The sequence below is a fragment of the Streptomyces sp. NPDC001410 genome (genome assembly GCF_042895235.1).
Taxonomy (GTDB): domain Bacteria; phylum Actinomycetota; class Actinomycetes; order Streptomycetales; family Streptomycetaceae; genus Streptomyces.
Window position 1 is genome coordinate 71,827 of the sequence record NZ_JBIAWE010000020.1, and the last position, 20,947, is coordinate 92,773.

A 20,947-nucleotide genomic window follows, 5' to 3' on the forward strand; every position below is an offset into this window, starting at 1 on the left:
TCCGTCCGCTTCTCAGTCCAGCCGGGGCGCGACCTCCGCCCCGAACACGCCGATCTGGTCGATGAGTTCGCTGCGGCTCCGGCTGCGGAACCGCACCTGGATCTGGTGCACGCCCAGCGCGCGGTACGCCCGCAGCGACTCGGCGATCTCCTCAGGCGCCCCGGCGAGGGTGCGCCGCCCGACGTGCCAGTCGGCCCGGCCGATGTACAGCGGCTCGGTGATGGCGCCGATGGTGCAGGGCGCCTCGACGCCCGCTTGCTCCCGCAGTGCCTTGAGGCGGCCGATCTGCGCGGGCAGCCGGTCGCGCGGATCCCCCTGCGGCAGCCAGCCGTCACCCTTCAGCGCGGCCCGGCGGACGGCGGCGGGCGAGGAGCCCCCGATCCAGATCGGGACGTGCTCCTGCGCGGGCCGGGGCCGCTGGCCCAGATCGGCGAAGTCGTAAAGCTTGCCGTGGTGTTCGGGGAACTCCTCGGGCCCGAGGGCGGCCCGCAGCGCGTCGATCGCCTCGTCCAGCACGGCCCCGCGCCGCTCGAAGTCCACCTGGAGGACCTCGAACTCCTCGCGCACATGCCCGGCGCCCACACCGAGGATCAGCCGCCCGCCGGAGAGATGGTCGAGGGTCGCGTACTGCTTGGCGCTGAGCAGGGGATGTCTGAGGCCCACGACGGCCACATGGCTGAGCAGCCGGACGCGCTCGGTCACGGCGGCCAGATGGGCGAGGGTGGCGACCGGGTCGTACCAGACCGTGCTCATCGCCGGGGCCAGCCGGCGCGGGATGACCACGTGGTCGCAGCAGGCGAGGTAGTCGAACCCGGCCCGGTCCACGGCCCGCGCGATCTCGACCAGGTCGGCGGGCCCGCCGACGGCCTCCCAGCCCTCCGCGTAGAGGGTGCTCTGGGACTGGACGGGCAGCTGGATGCCGTACGACAGGGCTGTCACTGCCAGAGCCCTTCAGGGGTGAGCCCCAGCAACTCGATGGCGTTCCCCCGGACGATCCGCTCGACCACGTCCGCCGGCAGATGCCCCATCTGGGCCTCGCCGACCTCGCGGGACTTGGGCCAGGTGGAGTCGGAGTGCGGATAGTCGGTCTCGTACAGGACGTTGCCGACGCCTATGGAGTCGAGGTTGCGCAGCCCGAAGGCGTCGTCGAAGAAGCAGCCGTAGACGTGGTCGGCGAAGGACTCGGACGGGGGCCGGTGGACCTTGTCCGCGACCCCTCCCCACCCGCGGTTCTCCTCCCAGACCACGTCGGCGCGCTCCAGGATGTACGGGATCCAGCCGATCTGGCCCTCCGCGTACATCACCTTCAGGTTCGGGTAACGCTCGAACTTGCCGCTCATCAGCCAGTCCACCATCGAGAAGCAGCAGTTGGCGAAGGTGATGGTGGAGCCGACGGCGGGCGGGGCGTCCTCGGAGGTGGAGGGCATCCGGCTGCTGGAGCCGATGTGCATCGCGACGACCGTGCCGGTCTCGTCGCAGGCCGCGAGGAACGGGTCCCAGTCGTCGCCGTGGACCGACGGCAGGCCCAGGTACGGTGGTATCTCGGAGAAGGCGACGGCCCGGACGCCACGGGCGGCGTTGCGCCGGACCTCTTCGGCGGCGAGGCGGGCGTCCCAGAGGGGGATGAGCGTGAGCGGGATGAGCCGCCCGTGCGCCTCGGGCCCGCACCACTCCTCCACCATCCAGTCGTTGTAGGCGCGCACGCAGAGCAGGGCGAGGTCGCGGTCCCGGGCCTCGGTGAAGGTCTGGCCGCAGAAGCGCGGGAAGGTCGGGAAGCACAGGGCGGACTGGACGTGGTTGACGTCCATGTCGGCGAGCCGCTGCGTGACGTCGTACGACCCGGGCCGCATCTGCTCGTAGGTGATGACTTCGAGCTTGATCTCGTCCCGGTCGTACCCGACGGCGGTGTCCAGCCTGGTCAGGGGCCGGTGCAGATCCTCGTAGACCCACCAGTCGCCGATGGGACCGTCGTCGCCCGGCTCACCCATGACGGGCTTGAACCGCCCGCCCAGGAAGGTCATTTCCTTCAGTGGGGCGCGGACCGTCCGTGGCCCGGTGTCCAGGTACTTCTTCGGGAGCCGGTCCTGCCAGACGTGCGCAGGCTCCACGGTGTGGTCGTCGACGGAGATGATCCGCGGAAAGTCGCTCTGGATGTTCTGGGTGCTCTGGGTGCTCTGGGTCTCCATGGCGCTCACGGTAGCGCCGATCTGACGGTCCGTCAGCTATGGAGTCCGGCCTACTGTGTGCGAAGACCATGTGAGGGCCTTGTGTACTGAGGTGTATCGGTCTGTGATCGGCATCTCCCCCGGCTGACGCAACCGCCCGGAACAAGGCAAACTGACGGGGTTGTTCGTGATGCCTAGGGGGGCGAACGCATGGACGGTGGGCCGCGAGTACCTGAGCAGCGGCGTTCCGGCTCCGCGGCCAGTGCCATCGCGGAACCGGCGGCGTTGCGCTTCAGCGTGCTCGGTCCGGTGCGGGCCTGGCGCGGCGAGGAGACGCTGAACACCGGCTCCCCCCAGCAGCGCGCCCTGCTGGCCGCCCTGCTGCTGCGCGAGGGCCGTACGGCGACGGCGGCGGAGCTGATCGACGCGCTCTGGGGCGCCGAGCCGCCGTCCCAGGCGCTGGCGGCGCTGCGGACGTACGCGTCCCGGCTGCGCAAGATCCTGGACCCCGGGGTCCTGGCGAGCGAGTCCGGCGGCTACGCGGTGCGCTCGCTGGGCGAGGGTGCGCTGGACCTGGCGGTGGCGCAGGACCTGGCGGCGGAGGCGGAGAAGGCGCGCAGTGCCGGGGACCTGTGCCATGCGCGCGAGCTGCTGAACCGGGCCCTGGCCCGCTGGGACGGCGAGCCGCTGGCCGGCGTACCGGGCCCGTACGCCGACGCGCAGCGCGTCCGCCTGGAGGAGTGGCGCCTCCAACTCCTGGAGTCCCGCCTGGACATGGACCTGGAGCAGGGCTGCCACGCGGAGGCGGTCTCGGAACTCACGGCCCTGACGGCGGCACATCCGTTGCGTGAGCGCCTGCGCGAGTTGCTGATGCTGGCGCTGTACCGCAGCGGGCGACAGGCGGAAGCCCTTGCCGTCTACGCGGACACGCGGCGCCTGCTCGCGGAGGAGCTGGGCGTGGACCCGCGGCCCGGCCTGCGGGAACTGCAACAGCGCATCCTCCAGGCGGACCCCGCCCTCGCGGAACCCTCCACCCCCGCCGCCGAACCCGCCGTGGTCCCGGTCCGCCCGGCCCAGCTTCCGGCCTCCGTCCCCGACTTCACGGGCCGCTCGGCCTTCGTGTCCGAGCTGAGCGCGGTACTGGCGTCGGCGTCGGAATCGTCGGCGGAGGGCCGCGTGATGGCGGTCTCGGCGCTCGCCGGGATCGGCGGCGTGGGCAAGACCACCCTGGCGGTCCACGTCGCCCACCGGGCACGCCCGGCGTTCCCGGACGGCCAGCTGTACGTGGACCTGCAGGGGGCTGGGCCGCGGCCGGCGGAACCGGAAACGGTGCTGGGGTCGTTTTTGAGGGCCCTGGGCACGGCGGACTCGGCGCTCCCGGACTCCCTGGAGGAGCGCGCGGCCCTGTACCGCTCGGTCCTGGACGGCCGCCGGGTCCTGGTCCTGCTGGACAACGCGAAGGACGCGGCCCAGGTACGACCACTCCTGCCCGGCACGGAGGGCTGCGCGGCACTCGTGACCTCCCGAGTCCGGATGCTCGACCTGGCGGGCGCCCACCTGGTGGACCTCGACGTCATGTCCCCCGACGAGGCGCTGGCCCTGTTCACGAAGATCGTGGGCGAGGAGCGCGTGGCGGCGGAGAGGGAGGCGGCCCTGGACGTGGTGGCCGCCTGCGGCTTCCTCCCCCTGGCCATCCGCATCGCGGCCTCCCGCCTGGCGGCCCGCCGCACCTGGACGGTCTCGGTCCTGGCGGCCAAGCTCGCGGACGAACGCCGCCGACTCGACGAACTGCAGGCCGGCGACCTGGCGGTCAAGGCCACCTTCGAACTGGGCTACGGCCAACTGGAGCCGGCCCAGGCCCGCGCCTTCCGCCTGCTGGGCCTGGCCGACGGCCCGGACATGTCGCTGGCTGCGGCTGCGGCGGTCCTGGATCTGCCTGCGGAGGACACGGAGGACCTGCTGGAGTCCCTGGTGGACACGTCGCTGCTGGAGTCGGCGGCACCGGGCCGGTACCGCTTCCATGACTTGGTACGGCTCTACGCGCGCGCTTGCGCGGAGAGGGATGAGCAGCAGCCGCGTGAGCGGGAGGCTGCGATGTCGCGGTTGCTGGACTTCTATCTGGCTACGGCGACGCGGGTGTACGCCATAGAGCGTCCCGGTGACCGCACGGTGGATCACCTCGAGAGGGCGGAGCATCCCGGCCAGGAGTTCGTGGACGACACCAGAGCCCTGGACTGGCTGCATGCCGAAGCCGGTTGCATCCTCGCCTGCGTCCAGCAGTCACTCGCCGCTGCCACCCTGCGCAGGGCTGTTGATCTGCTGCTCGCGTCGAAGGACCTGGCCGAGTCCGGAGCAAGCGCCTTGCGCTACGGAGGGGCGACCCAGGCCGCTCGTGATGCCGCGGCCGGTCTGGGTGACGCATACGCGGAGGGCAGGGCTCGAACGACCCTGGCTCAAGTGCTCAGCCATGCCGGACGGTTCGAAGAGGCGGGTGTCGAGGCGGAGCGCGCCATCGAACTCGGCCGCAGCACAGGCGATCCCTGGACCTATGGCAACGCCCACAACGAGCAGGGCATCATCGCCAACTGCCGCAACCAGCGCTCCGTCAGCGAGACCCACCTGCGCGAGGCGATCAAGGCGTTCAGGACCGATGGCAATCGCCCGGGTGAGGCCAGCGCCCTGTGCAACCTCTCCCGTGTCCTGGTCTCTTTGGGCCGTGTCTCGACCGCCATCGACCTGGTCCGTAAGGGCATCGCCATCTACGACGAACTCGGGCTCACATTCCGTCTGGCCAACGCGCGGTACGCGCTGGGCATCGCGCTCGGACACGGCGGACGCCACGACGAGGCCCTGGAGGAACTCGGCGCGGCGTTGGAGACGTTCACCGTGAACCGGCAGCGCCTTTGGGAGGGCACCACCCAGTTCCGCATCGCCCAGGTCCACCTGGCCGGGGGGCACCCGGCCCGAGCCGCGACGCATGCCGAGCAGGCGCTGACGACCGGCTACATCGGAGGCGAGTGGATGCGCGCCAACATCCTGACCCTTCTGGGGCACTCGCTCGAGAGGTTGGGCCAGACAGACCGGGCCAGGGCGTGTTGGCGCGACGCACTCCCCATCTACGAAGACGCAGGCTCACCCGAGGCCGACGAGCTCCGCCGCCTGCTTCCCCCGGTCGCCCTGCTCTGACCTCGGCGGCTTCCGCGTTCATCGAACGTTTATGGCTGCCTGCCATCCTCAAGTCATCGATCCGCCGCGACCGGGGGGAACCGGTGGATCGTGTGGGACTCACGGATAAGGTGGGCGCCCCGGAACGCCCGTTCAACAGCTCGCGGGGGAGTTGCTGAACGGGCGTTCCCATCAGCTCTGGCACAGGGGAGTTTTCATGAGCAACACCGGAGAGCCCAAGATCACGGACGAGGTCACGACCCTCGACAGCCACATGCCGGCTCCGCCGAAGGACGAGACCATCACCACGATGGACAGCCACATGCCGGCTCCGCCGGAGGACGAGACCATCACCACGATGGACAGCCACATGCCGGCTCCGCCGGCTCTGGACCTGAACGGAAAGTAGCCCACACCTCGACGGGGGATCGGCCGCGGCGGCGCGGAGGGGGAGCCGCCGCGGCCGAGGTGTGTCCGGATCGTCTGGTGCTCGGTACTACCGCCGCCGCGAGCCCACTCTGGCCTACGCCCGCTGCCGCAAGCCGTACCTAACCCCGCCGCGACCGACTCGCACCACACCGTCTTGCCAACGCCAAGTCCCGTACTCCTCTTCCGGCCCCTCGCCTGGAACATCTTTCTCAACTCCCATGAGGACTGACCTCGCCCGGTTATCCACAGGGCAAGCGGCAGATCTCGGATTCTGCGATCTTGCCCGGGTGGAGCGAAGGGACTTGAGGGCGCTGGCGGACAGGGGCGTCCTGCTCACCTCACGCGCCGTCGAGGCCGGCCGGCCCCGGCGCAGTCTCACGCGTGCGCTGCGGGCAGAGGGCTGGACCCAGCTTCGGCACGGCGCCTGGGCCGAGCCGGGGCGGGACCCGGATCTGCTCACTCACCTCCGGGCCGTGCTGTTCCGCGAACCCCGGCTCATCGTGAGTCATGGCTCAGCGGCTGCCCTCTGGCGGATCGAGATGCTCGGTGGTAGCCGCAAAGCTCCGTTGGAATTCATCGACCCGCACCTCACCATCCGCCGCGTGGGCAGTGGCGTACGCGTCCACCGGATGACGCTCAGCGCGAGAGACGTGCTGGAACGACAGGGGCTGCGGCTCACCACCCCGACCCGCACGCTCGCCGACCTGCTCCGATGCAGCCCGAGGGACGAGGCGATCGTCGCCGTGGAATCGGCGCTGACCTACCGCCGGGTCGGGCGGGTTCGGCGCGCACCGCTCACCAAGCCGGACGAGATCGCCGCCGCACTGCAGCCGGCCTCGCAGGGATCGGTCCGGGCCCGGGACTGGCTGAGCCTGAGCGATCCCCTTGCCGGCTCTCCCGCGGAGACCGTTGCCCGACTGCGCATGTACGACGCCGCTCTCCATCCCGAGAGCCAAGCCGAACTACGCACCCCGGACGGCCGCCGCCGCTTCGTCGACTTCCTGTTCCGGGCGGCAGGGCTGGGGGTGGAGATCGAGGGACACGCCTATCACGGCACCCGTGACGCCCACCGCCGGGACATCACGCGCTACAACCAGCTCCTCCGATGCCCGGAGATCCGCAGCCTCCTCCGCTTCAGCGCCGAGGACGTCTTCCACCGACCCGCTTACATGGTCGAGGAGATTCGGGCCACCCTCGCTGCCCTGTCCGGCGATTCCCCGTGACCGTGGGGGCCGCCCGCTTCCTCTCAGTGTCGTGCTTCCACGAGGAAGAAGCGAGCGAACGGCCCGGAAAGGCGGGGTCCCGACCGTCGTTTCCCCGACTGTCGGCTGCGTTGCGGCCCGGTGCGGAGGAGACGCGACCGCGCCTCGCCTGCACGCCGGGCCGGTTCGGCGGCTTGCGGCCCGTGGGAGGGAGAGGGGGAAGGGAGGGGGAGGGGGGAGGGTGCGGCTGCGATCGGTGTGGAGGAGGGCGATGGCTAATTGCGGAGGTCCGCAGCCGGGAGGAGGGAGCGAATTTCCCGAGCCGCCGTTTGGGCTGGGAACGGGCGGGCCAGGAACGAGGGTTGGGCCCACTGATCGAAAGAGCGATCGGAACAGCGACCGGAAGACTTGGGCCACACCCCCTGCCACCGCCCCTACGGCAAGCCCTCCCCCTCTGGCCCAGATCTTCCAATCACCCAGCTCGTGTGACTGATGGGACGGGTGGGACTGTCTCGCGTGGCCGATGGGGCTGGTGGGACCGGTGAGGGGCGCCAACTCGCCGGCCGCAGCCGCCGTCCGCCGTCCGCCGTACGGACCGCCCCCACACCCCGCCCGCGCCCCGCCCACCGGCCGTGACCCGCTAAGCCACCCGGCTTGCCCCAACCCAGCCAGTGCGCCCCACCCACCGGCCGCAAGCCGCCAACCCCACCCGGCCTGCCCCAACCCAGCCAGTGCGCCCCACCCACCGGCCGCAAGCCGCTATGCCAGCCCGGCGTGCAGGCGAGGCGCGAACGCGCTCCTCCGCCAACGGCACAAGCGCAGCCCGCTCAAGGGCAAACAAACCCAAGCCGCCCACTGCTCCCCCAGCCGCCCGCTCGCTTCTCACCCGTGCTGGAGCGGACCGGGTCAAGGGTGGGCCGCAGGTCCATCGCCGAAGGCGACGCGCAGCGCCCTCGACGCGGGCCGTGGAAGCACGACAATCGCCGAGAAGCGGGCGGCCCCACAGCAACTTGGCAACACCGGGCCCTGAAGCACCGGCCCCACGGTCACTTCACAGCGCCGTCCCTCCTCAACTCCCCCTTCACCACCTTCCCGCTCGCATTCCTGGGCAGCTCCCCCACGAACTCCACCGCCCTCGGCACCTTGTAGTTGGCCATCTCGCGGCGGGACCAGGCGATCAGGTCGTCGGAGGTCAGCAAGGACCCCGGCCTGCGCACCACGTACGCCTTGCCGACCTCGCCCAGGCGGGTGTCCGGTACGCCGATCACCGCCACGTCGGCCACGTCCGGGTGGAGGCCCAGGAGTTGCTCGATTTCTGCCGGGTACGCGTTGAAGCCGCCGACTATGAACATGTCCTTGAGGCGGTCTGTGATGCGGAGATTGCCTGAGGGGTCGAGGATGCCGATGTCGCCCGTGCTCAGCCAGCCGTCCGGGGAGATCGTCTCCGCCGTCGCCGCCGGGTCCTCGTAGTAGCCCCGCATGACGTTGAAGCCCCGGACCTGGACCTCTCCGGGTGTGCCGGGCGGTAGCGGTGTGCCTCCCGCGTCGACCACAGTCACCTCCGTACCGGGGATCGGCCGGCCCGAGGTCGACGCGACCACCGACGGGTCGTCGCCGCGGCGGCACATCGTGACTATGCCGCTCGCCTCCGAGAGGCCGTACGCCGTCAGGACGGTCCCCACGCCGAGTTCGCCTCTCAGGCGTTCCACCAAGCGCAGCGGTACCACCGCAGCCCCGGTCACCACGAGCCTCAGTGCCGAGAGGTCGTGGGTGTTCCGGGACGGGTGGTCCAGGAGGGACTGGTGGAGGGTGGGCGGGCCCGGGAGGACCGACACCCGTTCCGCCGCGATGTTCGCCAGCGCCGTGTCCGCGTTGAACACCGGCTGGGGGATCATCGTCGCCCCGCGCATCAGGCAGGCGATCACCCCGGCCTTGTAGCCGAAGGTGTGGAAGAAGGGGTTGATGATCAGGTAGCGGTCGGTGGTGCGCAGGCCGGCCAGGTCGGCCCAGATCTCGTACGCCGTCAGCGTCTGCTCGTGGGTGATCATCGCGCCCTTGGGGCGGCCCGTGGTCCCGGAGGTGAAGATGATGTCCGACAGGGAGCCGGCTTCCAGCACATCACCGCGCGCACGCACTTCGGACTCGCTCACGCCCTCGCCCGCCGCCAGGAAGTCCTTCCAGGTGTGGAAGTCCTGGGGGGCGTCGTCCGCGAGGACCACCACCTGTTCCAGTGCCGGCAACCCCGGCAACCCCGGCAACGGAGGATGGCCCACGCCATCGCCGGGCGTCCCTGCCGCTCGCCGCAGCGACGCCACGTACGACGTGCCCAGGAAGGTCCCTGTCACGAACAGCAGCCTCGCCCCGCTGCGGCGCAGCACATCCGCCGCCTCGGTGCCCTTGAAGCGGGTGTTGAGCGGGACCAGGACCGCGCCCGCCGACACCGCGCCCAGCGCCGAGACGATCCAGTCGAGGGAGTTGGGGGCCCAGACCGCAACCCGGTCGCCGACCTGGACTCCGCTCGCCAGGCAGGCCGCCGCCGCGCGTTCCACGCGGGCGCCGAGTTGCGCGTACGTGATCCTCGTACGGCCCTCGACCACCGCCTCGGTGTCCGCGTACCGCTCGGCCGACCATCGCACCAGACCCGGGATGGTGCCCCAGTCACTCATAGCAGCCCCCTGCGCTCTAGCTGACTGACCGTCAGATTAGCTGTAACCTGACGGACTGTCAGCAGAGGAAGGGGTGGGTGCACCATGGCAGCCATGGCAGGAACGGGGCTGAAGGACGCCACCGCCATCGTCGGGATCGGGCAGACCGCCTTTGCCAAACAGCTCCCGGAGGACGAGAAGACCCTCGCCTGCCGGGCCGTGCTCGCCGCCCTGGAGGACGCCGGGATCGCGCCCGGCGAGGTCGACGCCCTCGCCTCCTACACCATGGAGGAGACCGATGAGGTGGAGCTGGCCAAGGCGGTCGGGTTCGGGGACCTCACCTTCTTCAGCAAGGTGGGGTACGGGGGCGGCGGGTCCTGCGCGACCGTCGCTCACCTCGCCGCCGCCATCGCCGCCGGGCAGGCCACCGTCGGGGTCGCCTGGCGGTCGCGGAAGCGGGGCAGCGGACCCCGGCCCTGGACCAACACCGCCGTCCAGCTGCCCACACCCGCCCAGTGGACCCGACCCTTCGGGCTGCTGCGGCCCGCCGACGAGATCGCCATGCTCGCGCGCCGTTACATGCACGAGTTCGGCGCCACCCGGGATCATCTCTTCAACGTCGCTCTCGCCTGCCGGAACCGGGCCAACCAGAACCCGGCGGCGGTGATGTACGAGCGGCCGCTCACCCGCGAGATGTACATGACCTCCCGCTGGATCAGCGAGCCCCTCTGCCTCTTCGACAACTGCCTGGAGACGGACGGCGCGCTGGCCTGTGTCGTCGTCAGCAGGGAGCGGGCCCGGGATTGCCGGCAGAAGCCCGTGTACGTCCACTCCGCCGCCCAGGGGCTGCCCGCCCAGCACCACGGCATGGTCAACTACTGGAACGACGACCCGCTCACCGGCCCGGCCTGGACCGCCGCCCGGCATCTGTGGAAGCACGCCGACTTCACGCCGGAGGATGTCGACGTGGCGCAGATCTATGACGCGTTCACGGCCCTGATACCGCTCTCGCTGGAGGGGTACGGCTTCTGCGGGCGGGGTGAGGGCGGCGCCTTCACCGAGCAGGGCGCGCTGGAGATCGGGGGGCGGCTGCCCGTCAACACCGGGGGCGGCGGGCTCTCCGAAGCCTATGTGCACGGCTTCAACCTCATCAACGAGGGGGTGAAGCAGCTGCGTGGCACCAGTACCGCGCAGGTTCCCGGGGCTGCCACCTGTCTGGTCACCGCCGGCGAGGGTGTCCCCACCTCCGCCCTTCTGCTGAGGAGTTGAGTGAGGAGTGAGCCAGCCATGCTGAACCCCGTCACCGACACCGACGGCGCTCCGTTCTGGGAGTACGCCGCCCGTGGCGAGCTGCGCGTCCAGGCCTGCGGCGAGTGCGGCGAGTTCCGGTTCCCGCCCCGGCCGTGCTGCCCGCACTGCCAGTCCTTCGCGAGCGAGTGGCGGGCGGTGTCGGGGCGCGGGCGCGTGTGGTCGTACGTCCTGCCGCATCCGCCGCTGCTGCCCGAGTACGCGGAGCAGGCGCCGTACAACGTGGTCGTCGTGGAGCTGGAGGACGCGCCCCGGATACGGCTCGTGGGGAATCTGGTGAGCCGTGCCGGTGCTCCTCTCAACTCCCTTGATCCTCGGCGCATACGGATCGGCGGCCGGGTCCAGGTCGTCTTCTCCGACGGGTTTCCGCAGTGGGTGCCGGCGTGAACACCCTCCGGTTCTCCGCGGACAAGGACACCGGCGTCGCCGTCGTCACGCTGAACCGGCCCGAGCGGCTCAACGCCGTCGACGGGGAGATGGTCGAGGAACTCGTCGGCTTGTGGGGCGAGTTGCGCTTCGATGAGTCCGTTCGGGCCGTCGTCCTCACCGGGGCCGGGGAACGCGCCTTCTGTACGGGCATCGACCGGGACTTCGTCGTGCCGCAGCCCTCGTCGCCGTACATGCAGGACGATCCGCTGCTGCGGATCGGGCCGAAGGCGAACGACCTGTGGAAGCCGGTGGTGGCCGCGGTGCGGGGCATGGCCTGCGGTGGGGCCTTCTATCTGCTGGGCGAGAGCGAGTTCGTCGTCGCGGACACGACGGCAACCTTCTTCGATCCGCACACGACGTACGGGATGGTCAGCGCCTACGAGTCCATGCTGATGGCCGCGCGGATGCCGTACGGGGAGGTGGCCCGGATGATGCTCATGGGGGCCGCCGAGCGGATCTCCGCCCGGCGGGCCCATGAGATCGGGCTCGTGTCCGAACTGACCCAGCCGGGCGGGGCGTTGCAGGCGGCCGTGCGCTGTGCCGCCGTCATCGCCGGGTATCCGACGGAGGGCGTGCAGGGGACGGTACGGGCCCTGTGGGCGGCCAGGGAGGCGGGCCGCGCGCAGGCGTTCGCGCAGGCGCCGCATCTCATCGCGCTGGGCAATCTGCCGGCCGAGCGGCAGGCGGAGCTGTTCGCGGGGCGGCCGCGGGAGTACCGGGTGCGTTAGGGCCTGACCTGGGCCTCCGGGTGCGCCTGGCAGTGGTCGACCTTCAGCCGGAGGCGCTCGCCGACCGTCACTTGGGTGGTCGCCTTGCCCTTCGCGGGCACCTTGACCGTGTAGGAGGCATTGTCGAGGATCTGGGTACCTTCGTCGTCGTAGAAGGTGACCCAGGCCTGGAACTCGGCCTCGCGGTTGTTCGGGTTCGTGATCTCGACCGTCGCATACGGCTTCTTCTCGGTCGCACAGCTGATCAGCTTCGCCGTCCCGTCCTCCAGCCGCCTGCCGCTGCCACCGGAAGGGGTGGACGTGGCCCGGTGGGTCGGGCGCCGGGTGTAGTAACCCCCGCTGGTGCTGCCGCTCGTACTCGTACCGCTGCTGCCGTAACTGTCGTCGTCCGAGTCGTCGTACGACCCGCCACCCGAGGTGGACGAGGACGAACTGTCATGGTCCTGGTGGGAGCTGCTGCACCCTCCCCCACCGCCTCCGCCGCTGTGGCGGCTGTGGTGCCTGCCGGTCGAGAAGCCGGTCAGGCTGAGGACCACGAAGGTCAGTACGGCCGTGAACTTGAGTGCGCGCCCCCGTGTTCTCATGCAATCACCCTAACGGCGGAGCGGTCACCGCGAAGCAGTGCTCCCGCACCCGGGGGCAGCGTCTCTCGTCACGTGGTCAAGCCGTTCGGGCCGTTCCCGTCCCCTTCTCCGCGTCGAGCGCGTACACGCAGCGGTCCTTGCTGCACGCGTACACCACCCCGTCCTTGACGACCGGCGAGCCGGTGATCTCGCCGCCGGTGGCGAGCTTCCACCGGAGCCGGCCGTCGTCGGCCTTCAGCGTGTACAGCAGGTGGTCGGTGGAGCCGAAGTGGATGCGGCCCTCGGCGACGGAGGGGGCGCCCACGACGTCGCCGCCGGCCTGGAAACGCCACTTGGGGGTGCCGGTGACCGCGTCCAGGGTGTACAGGCCCTTGCCGCTGCCGACGTGGACATGGCCGGCGGCGACCAGGACCGGTTCGACGGAGGAGCGGGCCTCGGTGGCGATGCGCCAGCGGTCGCGGCCGTCGGTGGCGTCCAGGGCGTAGACCGTGCCCAGGTAGTCGGCGAGGTAGATGCCGCCGCCGGTGACGGCCGGGCCCGGGGCGAAGGCGGGCGGGCAGAGGAAGACCGCCGGGGCCTCGAAGTGCCAGCGCACCATGCCGCTCGCCACCTCGATGGCGAGGACGCGGGTGCCGGCGGAAACGTAGACGTAGCCGTCGGGGGCCGGGGTGATGCGGACCGGGACGCCGCCGCAGGAGGCCGCGTCGCCGATGGGGTACGACCAGCGCTCCTCGCCGGTGCGGGCCTCCAGGGCGCGCAGCCGGGCGTCCTGCCAGACGTAGACGGTGCCGTCGTGGACGGCGGGGCCGGCCTCGGGGGACTCGAAGTCGGTCTGGCAGCCGGAGATCTCCCACAGTTTCTGGCCGCCGGAGGCCTCCCAGGCCTGGACGCCGCCGCCGCGGGTGCCGGTGACGACCGTGCCCCGGTCGGCGTGCAGGGAGTACACCCAGGCGTCCGTGGACAGCCGCCACAGGTCGGCGCCCTCGCGGGCGTCCAGGGCGAACAGGGTGGGGCCGTCGGAGGCGTGGATACGGCCGTCCGCCACAGCCATCGACCAGGCGACGTCCCGGGTCTTGAAGCGGCGGCGGCCGGTGCCCACGTCCAGGGCGTGCACCTCGAAGGAGGTGACGTAGACGAGGTCGCCGTCGACGGACGGGGTGCCCCAGACGTCGTTGGACATGCGGAACCGCCAGGGACGCCAGCCGGACGCGGTCTCCGGGGGCGCGGGCGGTACGGCGGGGTCGGCGCCGTTGACGCCGGGGCGGGGGCGGGACCAGCTGGCGACCAGGCCGGCCTCCGGCGGGGGTGCCTTGACGGCGGCGGCGCGGGCGTCGGCGACCCGGGGGCCGGGGCCGATGGGCACCTGGGCGCCGGCCAGCCGGACCGGGCCGGTGTCGGGCGCGCCCGCCGCGCCGACCGGTGCGGGGGCGCGGACGGCGGGGTCGTAGGACGGCGGCGGGGGTACGGCCCCTCGGCCGCCGCTGCGGGGGCCGGGCGGGGTGGGGGCGGGCTTGGCGGCGGGGCGGCCGCCGCTGCGGGCGCCGCGGCGGGCCTCGATGAGGGCGACGGCCTTCTCCGGCAGCCAGGCGGAGGCGGTGCCGCTGTCGTCGGAGCCGGAGCCGAAGAGGTGCGGGGCGAGCTGGGCCTGGAGGTCGGCCGGGGAGGGGCGGCCGGCTGCCTCCATCTGCATGCAGACCTCGATGAGCGGGCGCAGCTCGTCGGGCAGGCCGGTGAGGTCCGGGCCCTCGCGCAGCAGCATGAAGACGGTCTCGACCGGGTTGGCGCCGTGGAAGGGCGGGTGGCCGGTGGCCGCGAAGACCAGCATGGAGCCGAGCGAGAAGACGTCGCTGGCGCCGGTGACGCTGCGGGAGTCCTTGGCCTGCTCGGGGGACATGTAGGCGGGGGTGCCGACGGCGACGTTCGTCATCGTCAAACGGGTGTTCGAGACGCCGGAGGCGATGCCGAAGTCGATCACCCGGGGGCCGTCCTCGACCACCAGGACGTTGGACGGCTTCAGATCGCGGTGGACCAGGCCGGCGCCGTGGATGGACTGCAGGGCCTCCGCCACGCCCGCCGCCAGCCAGCGCACCGCCTGGGCCGGGAGCGGCCCGCAGTCGTTCACTATCTCTTCGAGGGAGGGCGCGGGGACGTAGGCCGTGGCGAGCCAGGGCACGGCGGCGCGCGGGTCGGCGTCGACCACGGCAGCCGTGTAGAAGCCGGAGACCGCCCGGGCCGCCTCCACCTCACGGGTGAAGCGGACCCGGAAGAGCTGGTCCTCGGCCAGCTCGGTGCGGACCGTCTTGATCGCCACGCGCCGGCCGGACGCCGAGCGTGCCAGATAGACCAGCCCCATGCCGCCGGCGCCCAGCCGGCCCAGCACCTCGAACGGCCCGATCCGCCGCGGATCGTGCTGCGTCAGCTGATCCACCACTTGCCTGCCACCTCCCCGTACGAGCCGCGCCACCCACATATGTACGCGACCGAAGTGCAGCGTCTCACCACCGCACCGCAATGGCGGCACGCACCCCGATTCTTCCTGGCCGGGCGGCTTGTTGCGAACCGGGTGACGAATCGGGGTGTCTCATGCCGAATACGGTCATTTCATCGCCTCGGCGCCTGCCTCACCGCTGCAGCACCGCGAACGACGCCCCCTGATTGTCGGTGACGACGGCCACTCGTCCGTACGACGTCTCGAAGGGTGGAGCCTGCACCCGCCCGCCGAGCCGCTGTACGGCCCCGACGGCGTCCTCCAGGTCCGTGACCCGGAAGTGGGTGAGGAAGTGCGAGGGCATCTCGGCCGGGAAGACGTCGGAGACCTCCGCACGGCCGAAGTCGGGCTCGGCGTCGGCGCCGAACAGAGCGTCGTGGAAGAGACCGCCGTAGAAGGTGTTCGCGGCGGCGGTGTCACTCGTGTACAGCTCGACCCAGACGAAGGTGTTCGGCTCGTGCCGCCGCCCGAAGCCGGGGTGGCTCGCGGACTGCCACAGGCCGAACACGGCGCCCTGGGGGTCGGCGGCGAGGGCGGCGATGCCCAGGTCGCCCACCGGGAAGGGGGCCATGACCACCTGCCCGCCCGCCGCGACGATCCGCCGGCCGAGGGCCTGGGCGTCCGGGGTGGCGAAGGACACCGTCCAGACGGTGGGCATCCGGCCGTCCATCTTGGGGGCGAGCGAGGCGACGGGCTCGCCGCCCAGCTGGGCCCACACGGAGGAGCCGAGGGCGTCCTCGAAGGTCCACCCGAAAAGTTCACCGTAGAACCGCTTGCCCGCCTCGACGTCGGAAAGCTGGGCGTCCACCCAGCAGGGGACGCCCTCTGCGTACACCGATGCCCTGTTTTCGGCCATGTCGTCAAAGTAACCGCGCCGCGCGCACCCCGCAGACCAGCCACACCACCCCCGATGCACCCGTGCACCCCATTTGCAGTCGGCCGAATAGCGCTCCGATCACCCCTCGGTAAGCTGACGGCATGACAGGACAAGTGCGTACCGTCGACGGCCGCGTGGCCGGCCGGCGTGGGCAGGCGACCCGGCAGAAGCTGCTCGACTGCCTCAGCGAGATGCTCAGCTCCTCCCCCTACCGGGACGTCAAGGTCATCGATGTCGCCCGGAAGGCGGGCACTTCGCCCGCGACCTTCTACCAGTACTTCCCGGACGTCGAAGGTGCCGTCCTGGAGATCGCCGACCAAATGGCGGCCGAGGGTGCCGGGTTGACCGAGCTGCTGGAGGGCCGGAGCTGGGCCGGCAAGGCGGGGTGGCAGACCGCGCAGGAACTCGTGGACGGGTTCCTCGAGTTCTGGCGGAGGAACGACGCGATCCTGCGCGTGGTCGACCTCGGCGCCGCCGAGGGGGACAAACGGTTCTACAAGATCCGTATGAAGATCCTGAACTCGGTGAACAACTCCCTCGTGGACTCCATCAAGGAACTCCAGTCCAAGGGCAGGGTCGACAAGGACGTGAACCCGGCCGCGGTGGCCGGCTCACTGGTCGCGATGCTCGCGGCGGTGGCCGCGCACCAGAAGGGCTTCCAGACCTGGGGCGTCAAGCAGGCCGAACTCAAGCCGAACCTGGCGCTGTTGGTGCACCTCGGCGTGACAGGCAAGAAGCCGACGAAGTAGCACCCGGCCCTTTTCCAGGTCCCAAGTCCTGTCTCGCAGGCGGTGGTTCACCCGAGTGGACCGCCGCCTGCTTTCTCTTCCGGCCCGGGTGTGCCGCCCACGGCCTCGGCGACATCCGCCCAGCTCCAGTGCCCGGGCCCGTTCCCCGCAAGCCACTCGTGCGCGTACCCGAGCACCTCGGCCCGGCGGTCCAGGGGCGGCGCCGGGTCGCGCAGCAGGGCGAGGAGCACCTCGGCCGCGATGGGCCGGGAGGCGTTCTCGGCCAGCCAGGCGAGCGCACGGGTCACGGCGGCCGCCCGCCAGGGGGCGGGTCCGGTGTGCTGGAGCAGTTCGGCCAGCGGGCGCCCCACCACCGCGCGGGTCGCCCGGTGGTCCAGCCAGGCCAGGAACAGCCCGGCCGCGCGGGCCAGTTGTTCCTCGCTGAGGTCGCGCAGGGCCAGCAGGTGCGCGTACACCGCGCTGGGGTTGCCGGTGCCGGGCGGGCCGAACTGGTCCAGCCAGGTCAGCGTGTGGTCGATCAGCGCAGCCCGCTGCCGCGCGCCGGCCGGCACCGAGTGCAGCAGACCGATGAGGTGGGAGGCGGCGGCCGTACGGCCCTTCCTCGTCCGGTTCACCACGTACGGGACCAGCCGGGCCGCGATCTCCGGGGCGGGACCCGGCCGGGCCAGCAGCGTCGCCAGCAGGGCGACGCCGCCGTCGGCCTCCGGGTGCCGTTCGAGCCACACCACCGCCAGGCCCTCGGCCACGGCCCGCAGGTCGCCCACCACGTCGGCGCGGGTCAGCAGCGGGCCCAGCACCCGGTCGGCGCCGGGGCTCGTCGCGTGGTCCCGCAGCCACCGGGTGGTCGCCCGCAGGGTGGCGGTGACCTCGTCCGGGCCGAGGGTGCGCAGGAGGAGCAGCGGCTCGATGACGAACCCCGCCTCGTCGCTCTCGGCCTGCCCCGCCAGCCAGGCCAGGGCACGGTCCACCGCCTGCCCGGCCTGGTCCTCGGGGAGGGCGTCGTGGTGCAGCAGCAGGGGCCTGAGGACGTAGCTGGCGTACGGATCGGTGCCGGGCTGGGCCAGCCAGTCCAGGGCGAGACGGGTGGTGTCCGCGCGGCCGGGCTCGGCGGTGAGGAGGTCGTCCAGCAGGAAGCTGGCCTCGGCGGCGGTGCCGTGCCGCTTCAGCCACCGTACGGCCCGCTCGGACGCCTCGGCCCAGGCCTCGCCGCCCGGCGGGAGCCGGCGCAGCAGCCAGTGCAGCAGCGCGGAGTCCGGCCCCTGGCCGTGGATCCGCAGCCAGCGCAGGGTCGCGTCGACGACCTCCTGGAGGACCGGCTGCGGCAGGTCGCCGCGCAGGAGGTCGGCCAGCAGGTGCTGCTGCGACTCGGTCACCGGCTGCTGCCTGAGCAGCGTGCCGACGCGCTCGGCGGCCGAGCCGTCCCAGCGCACCAGGGCGCCGAGGACGAACTCCTGCGCTTCTCCGGCGTTGCGGGTCAGCCACTTGTTCGCGTGCCCGACGGCCTGCTGGGCCTCCTCCTCGGTGAGGTCGAAGCGCAGCAGGGGCCGCAGGACGAAGGAGGCCTGCGGGCGCTCGCGGTGATCGCGCAGCCACTTCAGGGCCTGGCCGACCGCCCGGTCCCGGTGTCCCCCGAGGTCGGTGCGCCGCAGCAGACGCGGCAGGACGAACGAGACGCCGGGGTTGCCGTTCTGCCGGACGACCCAGGTCAGCGCGGCGTCGAGCACGGATTTGGCGTGGGGTCCGAGGTCGTCGCGGTCGAGCAGCGGGCCGAGCACCACGGAGCCGGCCGAGTGCCCCGGGTTGCGGCGTATCCACTCCCGGGCCGCCTCCACCAGCCGCCGGGCGGTCCCGGGGGTCAGCTCGGGGCGGCCGAGGGCGGCGGCCAGCAGCTGGACGGCGCGCCGTTCGCCCTGGTGGCGCCGCACCCAGGCCAGGGCGCGGTCGGCGACCACGTCCAACCGGTCCGGCGTCAGGCCCTCGGCGTACAGCAGGGCTTGCAGGAGCAGGCCCGTCTCCGGGGCGTGGCGACGGGATTCCAGGCAGGTCAGGGCGCTGCCGAGCAGCTGGGGCGGCAGCGGTCCGACGATGCTGTCCACGGCCTGGGCGAGTACAGCGGGCAGGGCGCGGGGCCGCTCGCGCTCGATCTGGTCCAGCCAGGGTCCGACCAGTTCGTCCCAGAGCCGGAGCATCCCGGCCTGCCAGGGGGTGCGGGCCATCAGGTCGAACGCGGTCTCGCCGAGCGCGTCGGCGGCGAGCAGCTTGCCGATCGGGTCGGCCCGCGCCTCCAGCCAGCGGGCGCAGGCGTCCTCGATCCTGGCCCGCCGGGCCGTGTCCTGGTCGGTGGTCCAGCGGGAGAGGTGCCGTACGGCCTGGGTGAAGGCCGGGCCCCGGTCGAGGAGCGCGTCCAGGAGTTCCTCGGCGGTGCCGCTCTGGACGGTCTGCCCGGGGACGAGTGTGGCGCCGAGCAGGCCGTCCGCGACGATGTCGTGGACCAGTTCGAGCCGGTCGGCGCCGCCCACCAGCCAGCCCTGGTCGCGCAGCAGGGCGAGCACGTCACTCCCGCGGAGCCCGAAGTCGCTGTCGGCGCGCTGGTCGAGGGCCCGGTCCACGGCCTCCCGCACGGCGGCGGAACGGTCCTGCGGGCAGGCCAGCAGGGCCACCGTGGAGGCCAGCAGCGCCACCCGCGGACGGGACAGGCCCGCCTCGCGGTCCGCGGCGGTCGGGACGCCGAAGTCGCGTTCGAGCCGCCGCCGCAGCCAGTCGAAGAGGCTGCCCCGGCGCAGGTCCGAGAGGTCGGGGGCGTCCTGCCCGGCCCGGGCCTGCTCCTCCAGCGCCCGCGCGATCAGCAGGGCGAGGACGGGCCGGTCGCTGCACGCGGCCACCAGCCGGTCCTCGCCCCAGCGCCGCCAGGCCTCCGGGGCGACCTTCTGGAAGATCGCTGCGGCCACCCGGGCCCGGTACTCCTCCCCGTCCTCCAGGGCCACCTGGCCGAAGACGCCCTGCACCTCCGCTGCGTGGAGCGCGCCGGGCCGGGCGGAGGCCAGGCAGGCCACCCGTCCCTCCGGGTCGAGGGTCTGCAGTTCCCGGCCCAGCTCCGTCAGCCCGAGCTGCGAGTAGCTGTCCAGATAGTCGAGGACGAGCAGGACCCGGGCCGCGTCGGCGACCGGCGCGTGTGCCAGGGCCGCCTGTACGAGGTGCTCGGCGGTCACGGCGGACCCGGGTGTGACGTGCAGGACGAGCCAGGCGCCCGCCGGTTCCTGTGCTGCCAGCTTCGCCACCTCGAAGCAGGTACGGGTCTTGCCGGCCCCGGCCACGCCCTCCAGCAGCACCCCGCGCCGCGGCTCCGCGTACCCGCCGGGCTCGTACTGCGCGTCGAGCCGGTCCAGCAGCCGGACCGGGGCGGCGCCGCTGCCCGGCCCGGGGCTGACGAACTCCAGCTGCTCCGCGGTGAGGTACTGCTCCTTGTCGTCGAGGTCCCGCAGCACCTGCCCGTGCGTGCGCAGGTAAGGGGAGAACCAGGACAGCTCCCGCGGGGCGAGCACGGCGAGATCCTCGGTCCTGGCCGTCCACACCGAGTCGCGCAGCCAGCCGTCGGTGCTGTTGTAGCGGGCGCTGACCACGCCGAGGACGGCGTCGTCGGAGGTACGGCGCACGGGGGCGCCGCTCATGCCGCGCAGCAGGTCCTTCGTGCTGAGGCGGCCGAGCCGGACGCCGTCGTCCCGCTCGGTCGTGTGCTCCCAGCGCCCGCCGGCCCTCAGGTACCGGTAGGTGTGCCGGTCGTCGTAGGCGGGGACCTCCCCGAAGCCCTCGATGACCAGCTCGGTGCCGGGTTCCACGCTCTCCGTCGCCATCGCGCGGGTCACGGACGCGGGGAGGGGGCTGTCGGTGCGCAGAACGGCCAGATCGTGCGCCTGGTCCACCCGTTCGACCGTGGCCGTGCCCGCCGGGCCGCCCGCCAGCGGGGCGAAGCGCACCTGCGCGCCCGGGACCGCAAGGCCGAGGCTCTCCAGGACGTGGCAGGCGGTGGCGAGGACGCCGGGCGAGAGCTGGAAGCAGGTGCCCACCGGGTCGTCGGCGGCGGGGGGCAGGACGCTGCCCAGATATCCGGGGACGCCGGAGGAGGGCGAGGGGGACGAGGGGGATGAGAAGGACGCGGAGGACTCGGAGGGCACTGGCAT

At 72.2% G+C, this 20,947-nt stretch carries 14 protein-coding genes; 7 read left to right on the forward strand and 7 right to left on the reverse strand.

Annotated elements, in window-relative coordinates:
* Nucleotides 1-12: 12 nt before the first annotated feature.
* Complete coding sequence (locus ACFY3C_RS35835) at nt 13-930, reverse strand: LLM class F420-dependent oxidoreductase (RefSeq protein WP_386573864.1); 918 nt, start codon at nt 928-930, stop codon at nt 13-15.
* Nucleotides 931-935: 5 nt separating this feature from the next.
* Nucleotides 936-2,186 (reverse strand): amidohydrolase family protein, encoded by a 1,251-nt coding sequence (locus ACFY3C_RS35840; RefSeq protein WP_390773788.1) that lies wholly within the window; start codon nt 2,184-2,186, stop codon nt 936-938.
* A gap of 189 nt (nt 2,187-2,375) precedes the next feature.
* On the opposite strand from ACFY3C_RS35840, the gene ACFY3C_RS35845 reads away from it, so the two are divergent.
* From ACFY3C_RS35845 to ACFY3C_RS35855, 3 genes are all read left to right on the forward strand, one after another.
* Entirely contained in the window at nt 2,376-5,351 is a 2,976-nt protein-coding gene (locus ACFY3C_RS35845) for a BTAD domain-containing putative transcriptional regulator (RefSeq protein ID WP_390773789.1), read from the forward strand.
* A gap of 196 nt (nt 5,352-5,547) precedes the next feature.
* Nucleotides 5,548-5,739: a sigma-like protein gene (locus ACFY3C_RS35850; RefSeq protein ID WP_386573467.1), complete on the forward strand. Its 192-nt coding sequence runs from the start codon at nt 5,548-5,550 to the stop codon at nt 5,737-5,739.
* Nucleotides 5,740-6,046: 307 nt separating this feature from the next.
* Nucleotides 6,047-6,982 carry a hypothetical protein gene (locus ACFY3C_RS35855; protein ID WP_390773790.1) on the forward strand — a complete coding sequence of 312 codons (936 nt, stop codon included), beginning with the start codon at nt 6,047-6,049 and terminating at the stop codon, nt 6,980-6,982.
* Nucleotides 6,983-8,007: 1,025 nt separating this feature from the next.
* Here ACFY3C_RS35855 and ACFY3C_RS35860 read toward each other — a convergent pair.
* Nucleotides 8,008-9,627 carry a FadD3 family acyl-CoA ligase gene (locus ACFY3C_RS35860; protein ID WP_390773791.1) on the reverse strand — a complete coding sequence of 540 codons (1,620 nt, stop codon included), beginning with the start codon at nt 9,625-9,627 and terminating at the stop codon, nt 8,008-8,010.
* A gap of 84 nt (nt 9,628-9,711) precedes the next feature.
* Between ACFY3C_RS35860 and ACFY3C_RS35865 the strand changes: the two genes are divergently transcribed.
* The 3 genes from ACFY3C_RS35865 to ACFY3C_RS35875 are packed head-to-tail and all read left to right on the forward strand — an operon-like array spanning nt 9,712 to nt 12,071.
* Nucleotides 9,712-10,875, forward strand: coding sequence for a lipid-transfer protein (locus tag ACFY3C_RS35865; RefSeq protein WP_390773792.1), 1,164 nt, complete (start codon nt 9,712-9,714; stop codon nt 10,873-10,875).
* An 18-nt stretch (nt 10,876-10,893) separates the two neighbouring features.
* On the forward strand, nt 10,894-11,301 hold the full coding sequence (locus ACFY3C_RS35870; protein ID WP_386573474.1) for a Zn-ribbon domain-containing OB-fold protein: 408 nt from the start codon (nt 10,894-10,896) through the stop codon (nt 11,299-11,301).
* Nucleotides 11,298-12,071: an enoyl-CoA hydratase/isomerase family protein gene (locus ACFY3C_RS35875; RefSeq protein ID WP_390773793.1), complete on the forward strand. Its 774-nt coding sequence runs from the start codon at nt 11,298-11,300 to the stop codon at nt 12,069-12,071. The genes ACFY3C_RS35870 and ACFY3C_RS35875 overlap by 4 nt, the downstream gene beginning before the upstream one ends.
* Here ACFY3C_RS35875 and ACFY3C_RS35880 read toward each other — a convergent pair.
* From ACFY3C_RS35880 to ACFY3C_RS35890, 3 genes are all read right to left on the reverse strand, one after another.
* Nucleotides 12,068-12,655 (reverse strand): hypothetical protein, encoded by a 588-nt coding sequence (locus tag ACFY3C_RS35880; RefSeq protein ID WP_386573478.1) that lies wholly within the window; start codon nt 12,653-12,655, stop codon nt 12,068-12,070. The two genes, ACFY3C_RS35875 and ACFY3C_RS35880, sit on opposite strands and share 4 nt — an antisense overlap.
* A gap of 76 nt (nt 12,656-12,731) precedes the next feature.
* Entirely contained in the window at nt 12,732-15,086 is a 2,355-nt protein-coding gene (locus ACFY3C_RS35885; protein ID WP_390773794.1) for a PQQ-binding-like beta-propeller repeat protein, read from the reverse strand.
* 190 nt (nt 15,087-15,276) lie between these two features.
* Nucleotides 15,277-15,999 carry a VOC family protein gene (locus ACFY3C_RS35890; RefSeq protein WP_390773795.1) on the reverse strand — a complete coding sequence of 241 codons (723 nt, stop codon included), beginning with the start codon at nt 15,997-15,999 and terminating at the stop codon, nt 15,277-15,279.
* 134 nt (nt 16,000-16,133) lie between these two features.
* Between ACFY3C_RS35890 and ACFY3C_RS35895 the strand changes: the two genes are divergently transcribed.
* Nucleotides 16,134-16,769 carry a TetR family transcriptional regulator gene (locus tag ACFY3C_RS35895; protein WP_386573865.1) on the forward strand — a complete coding sequence of 212 codons (636 nt, stop codon included), beginning with the start codon at nt 16,134-16,136 and terminating at the stop codon, nt 16,767-16,769.
* A gap of 47 nt (nt 16,770-16,816) precedes the next feature.
* Here the strand turns inward: ACFY3C_RS35895 and ACFY3C_RS35900 are convergent, their stop codons facing one another.
* A complete protein-coding gene (locus ACFY3C_RS35900) occupies nt 16,817-20,947 on the reverse strand; it encodes a trypsin-like peptidase domain-containing protein (protein WP_390773796.1) in 4,131 nt (1,376 codons plus the stop codon).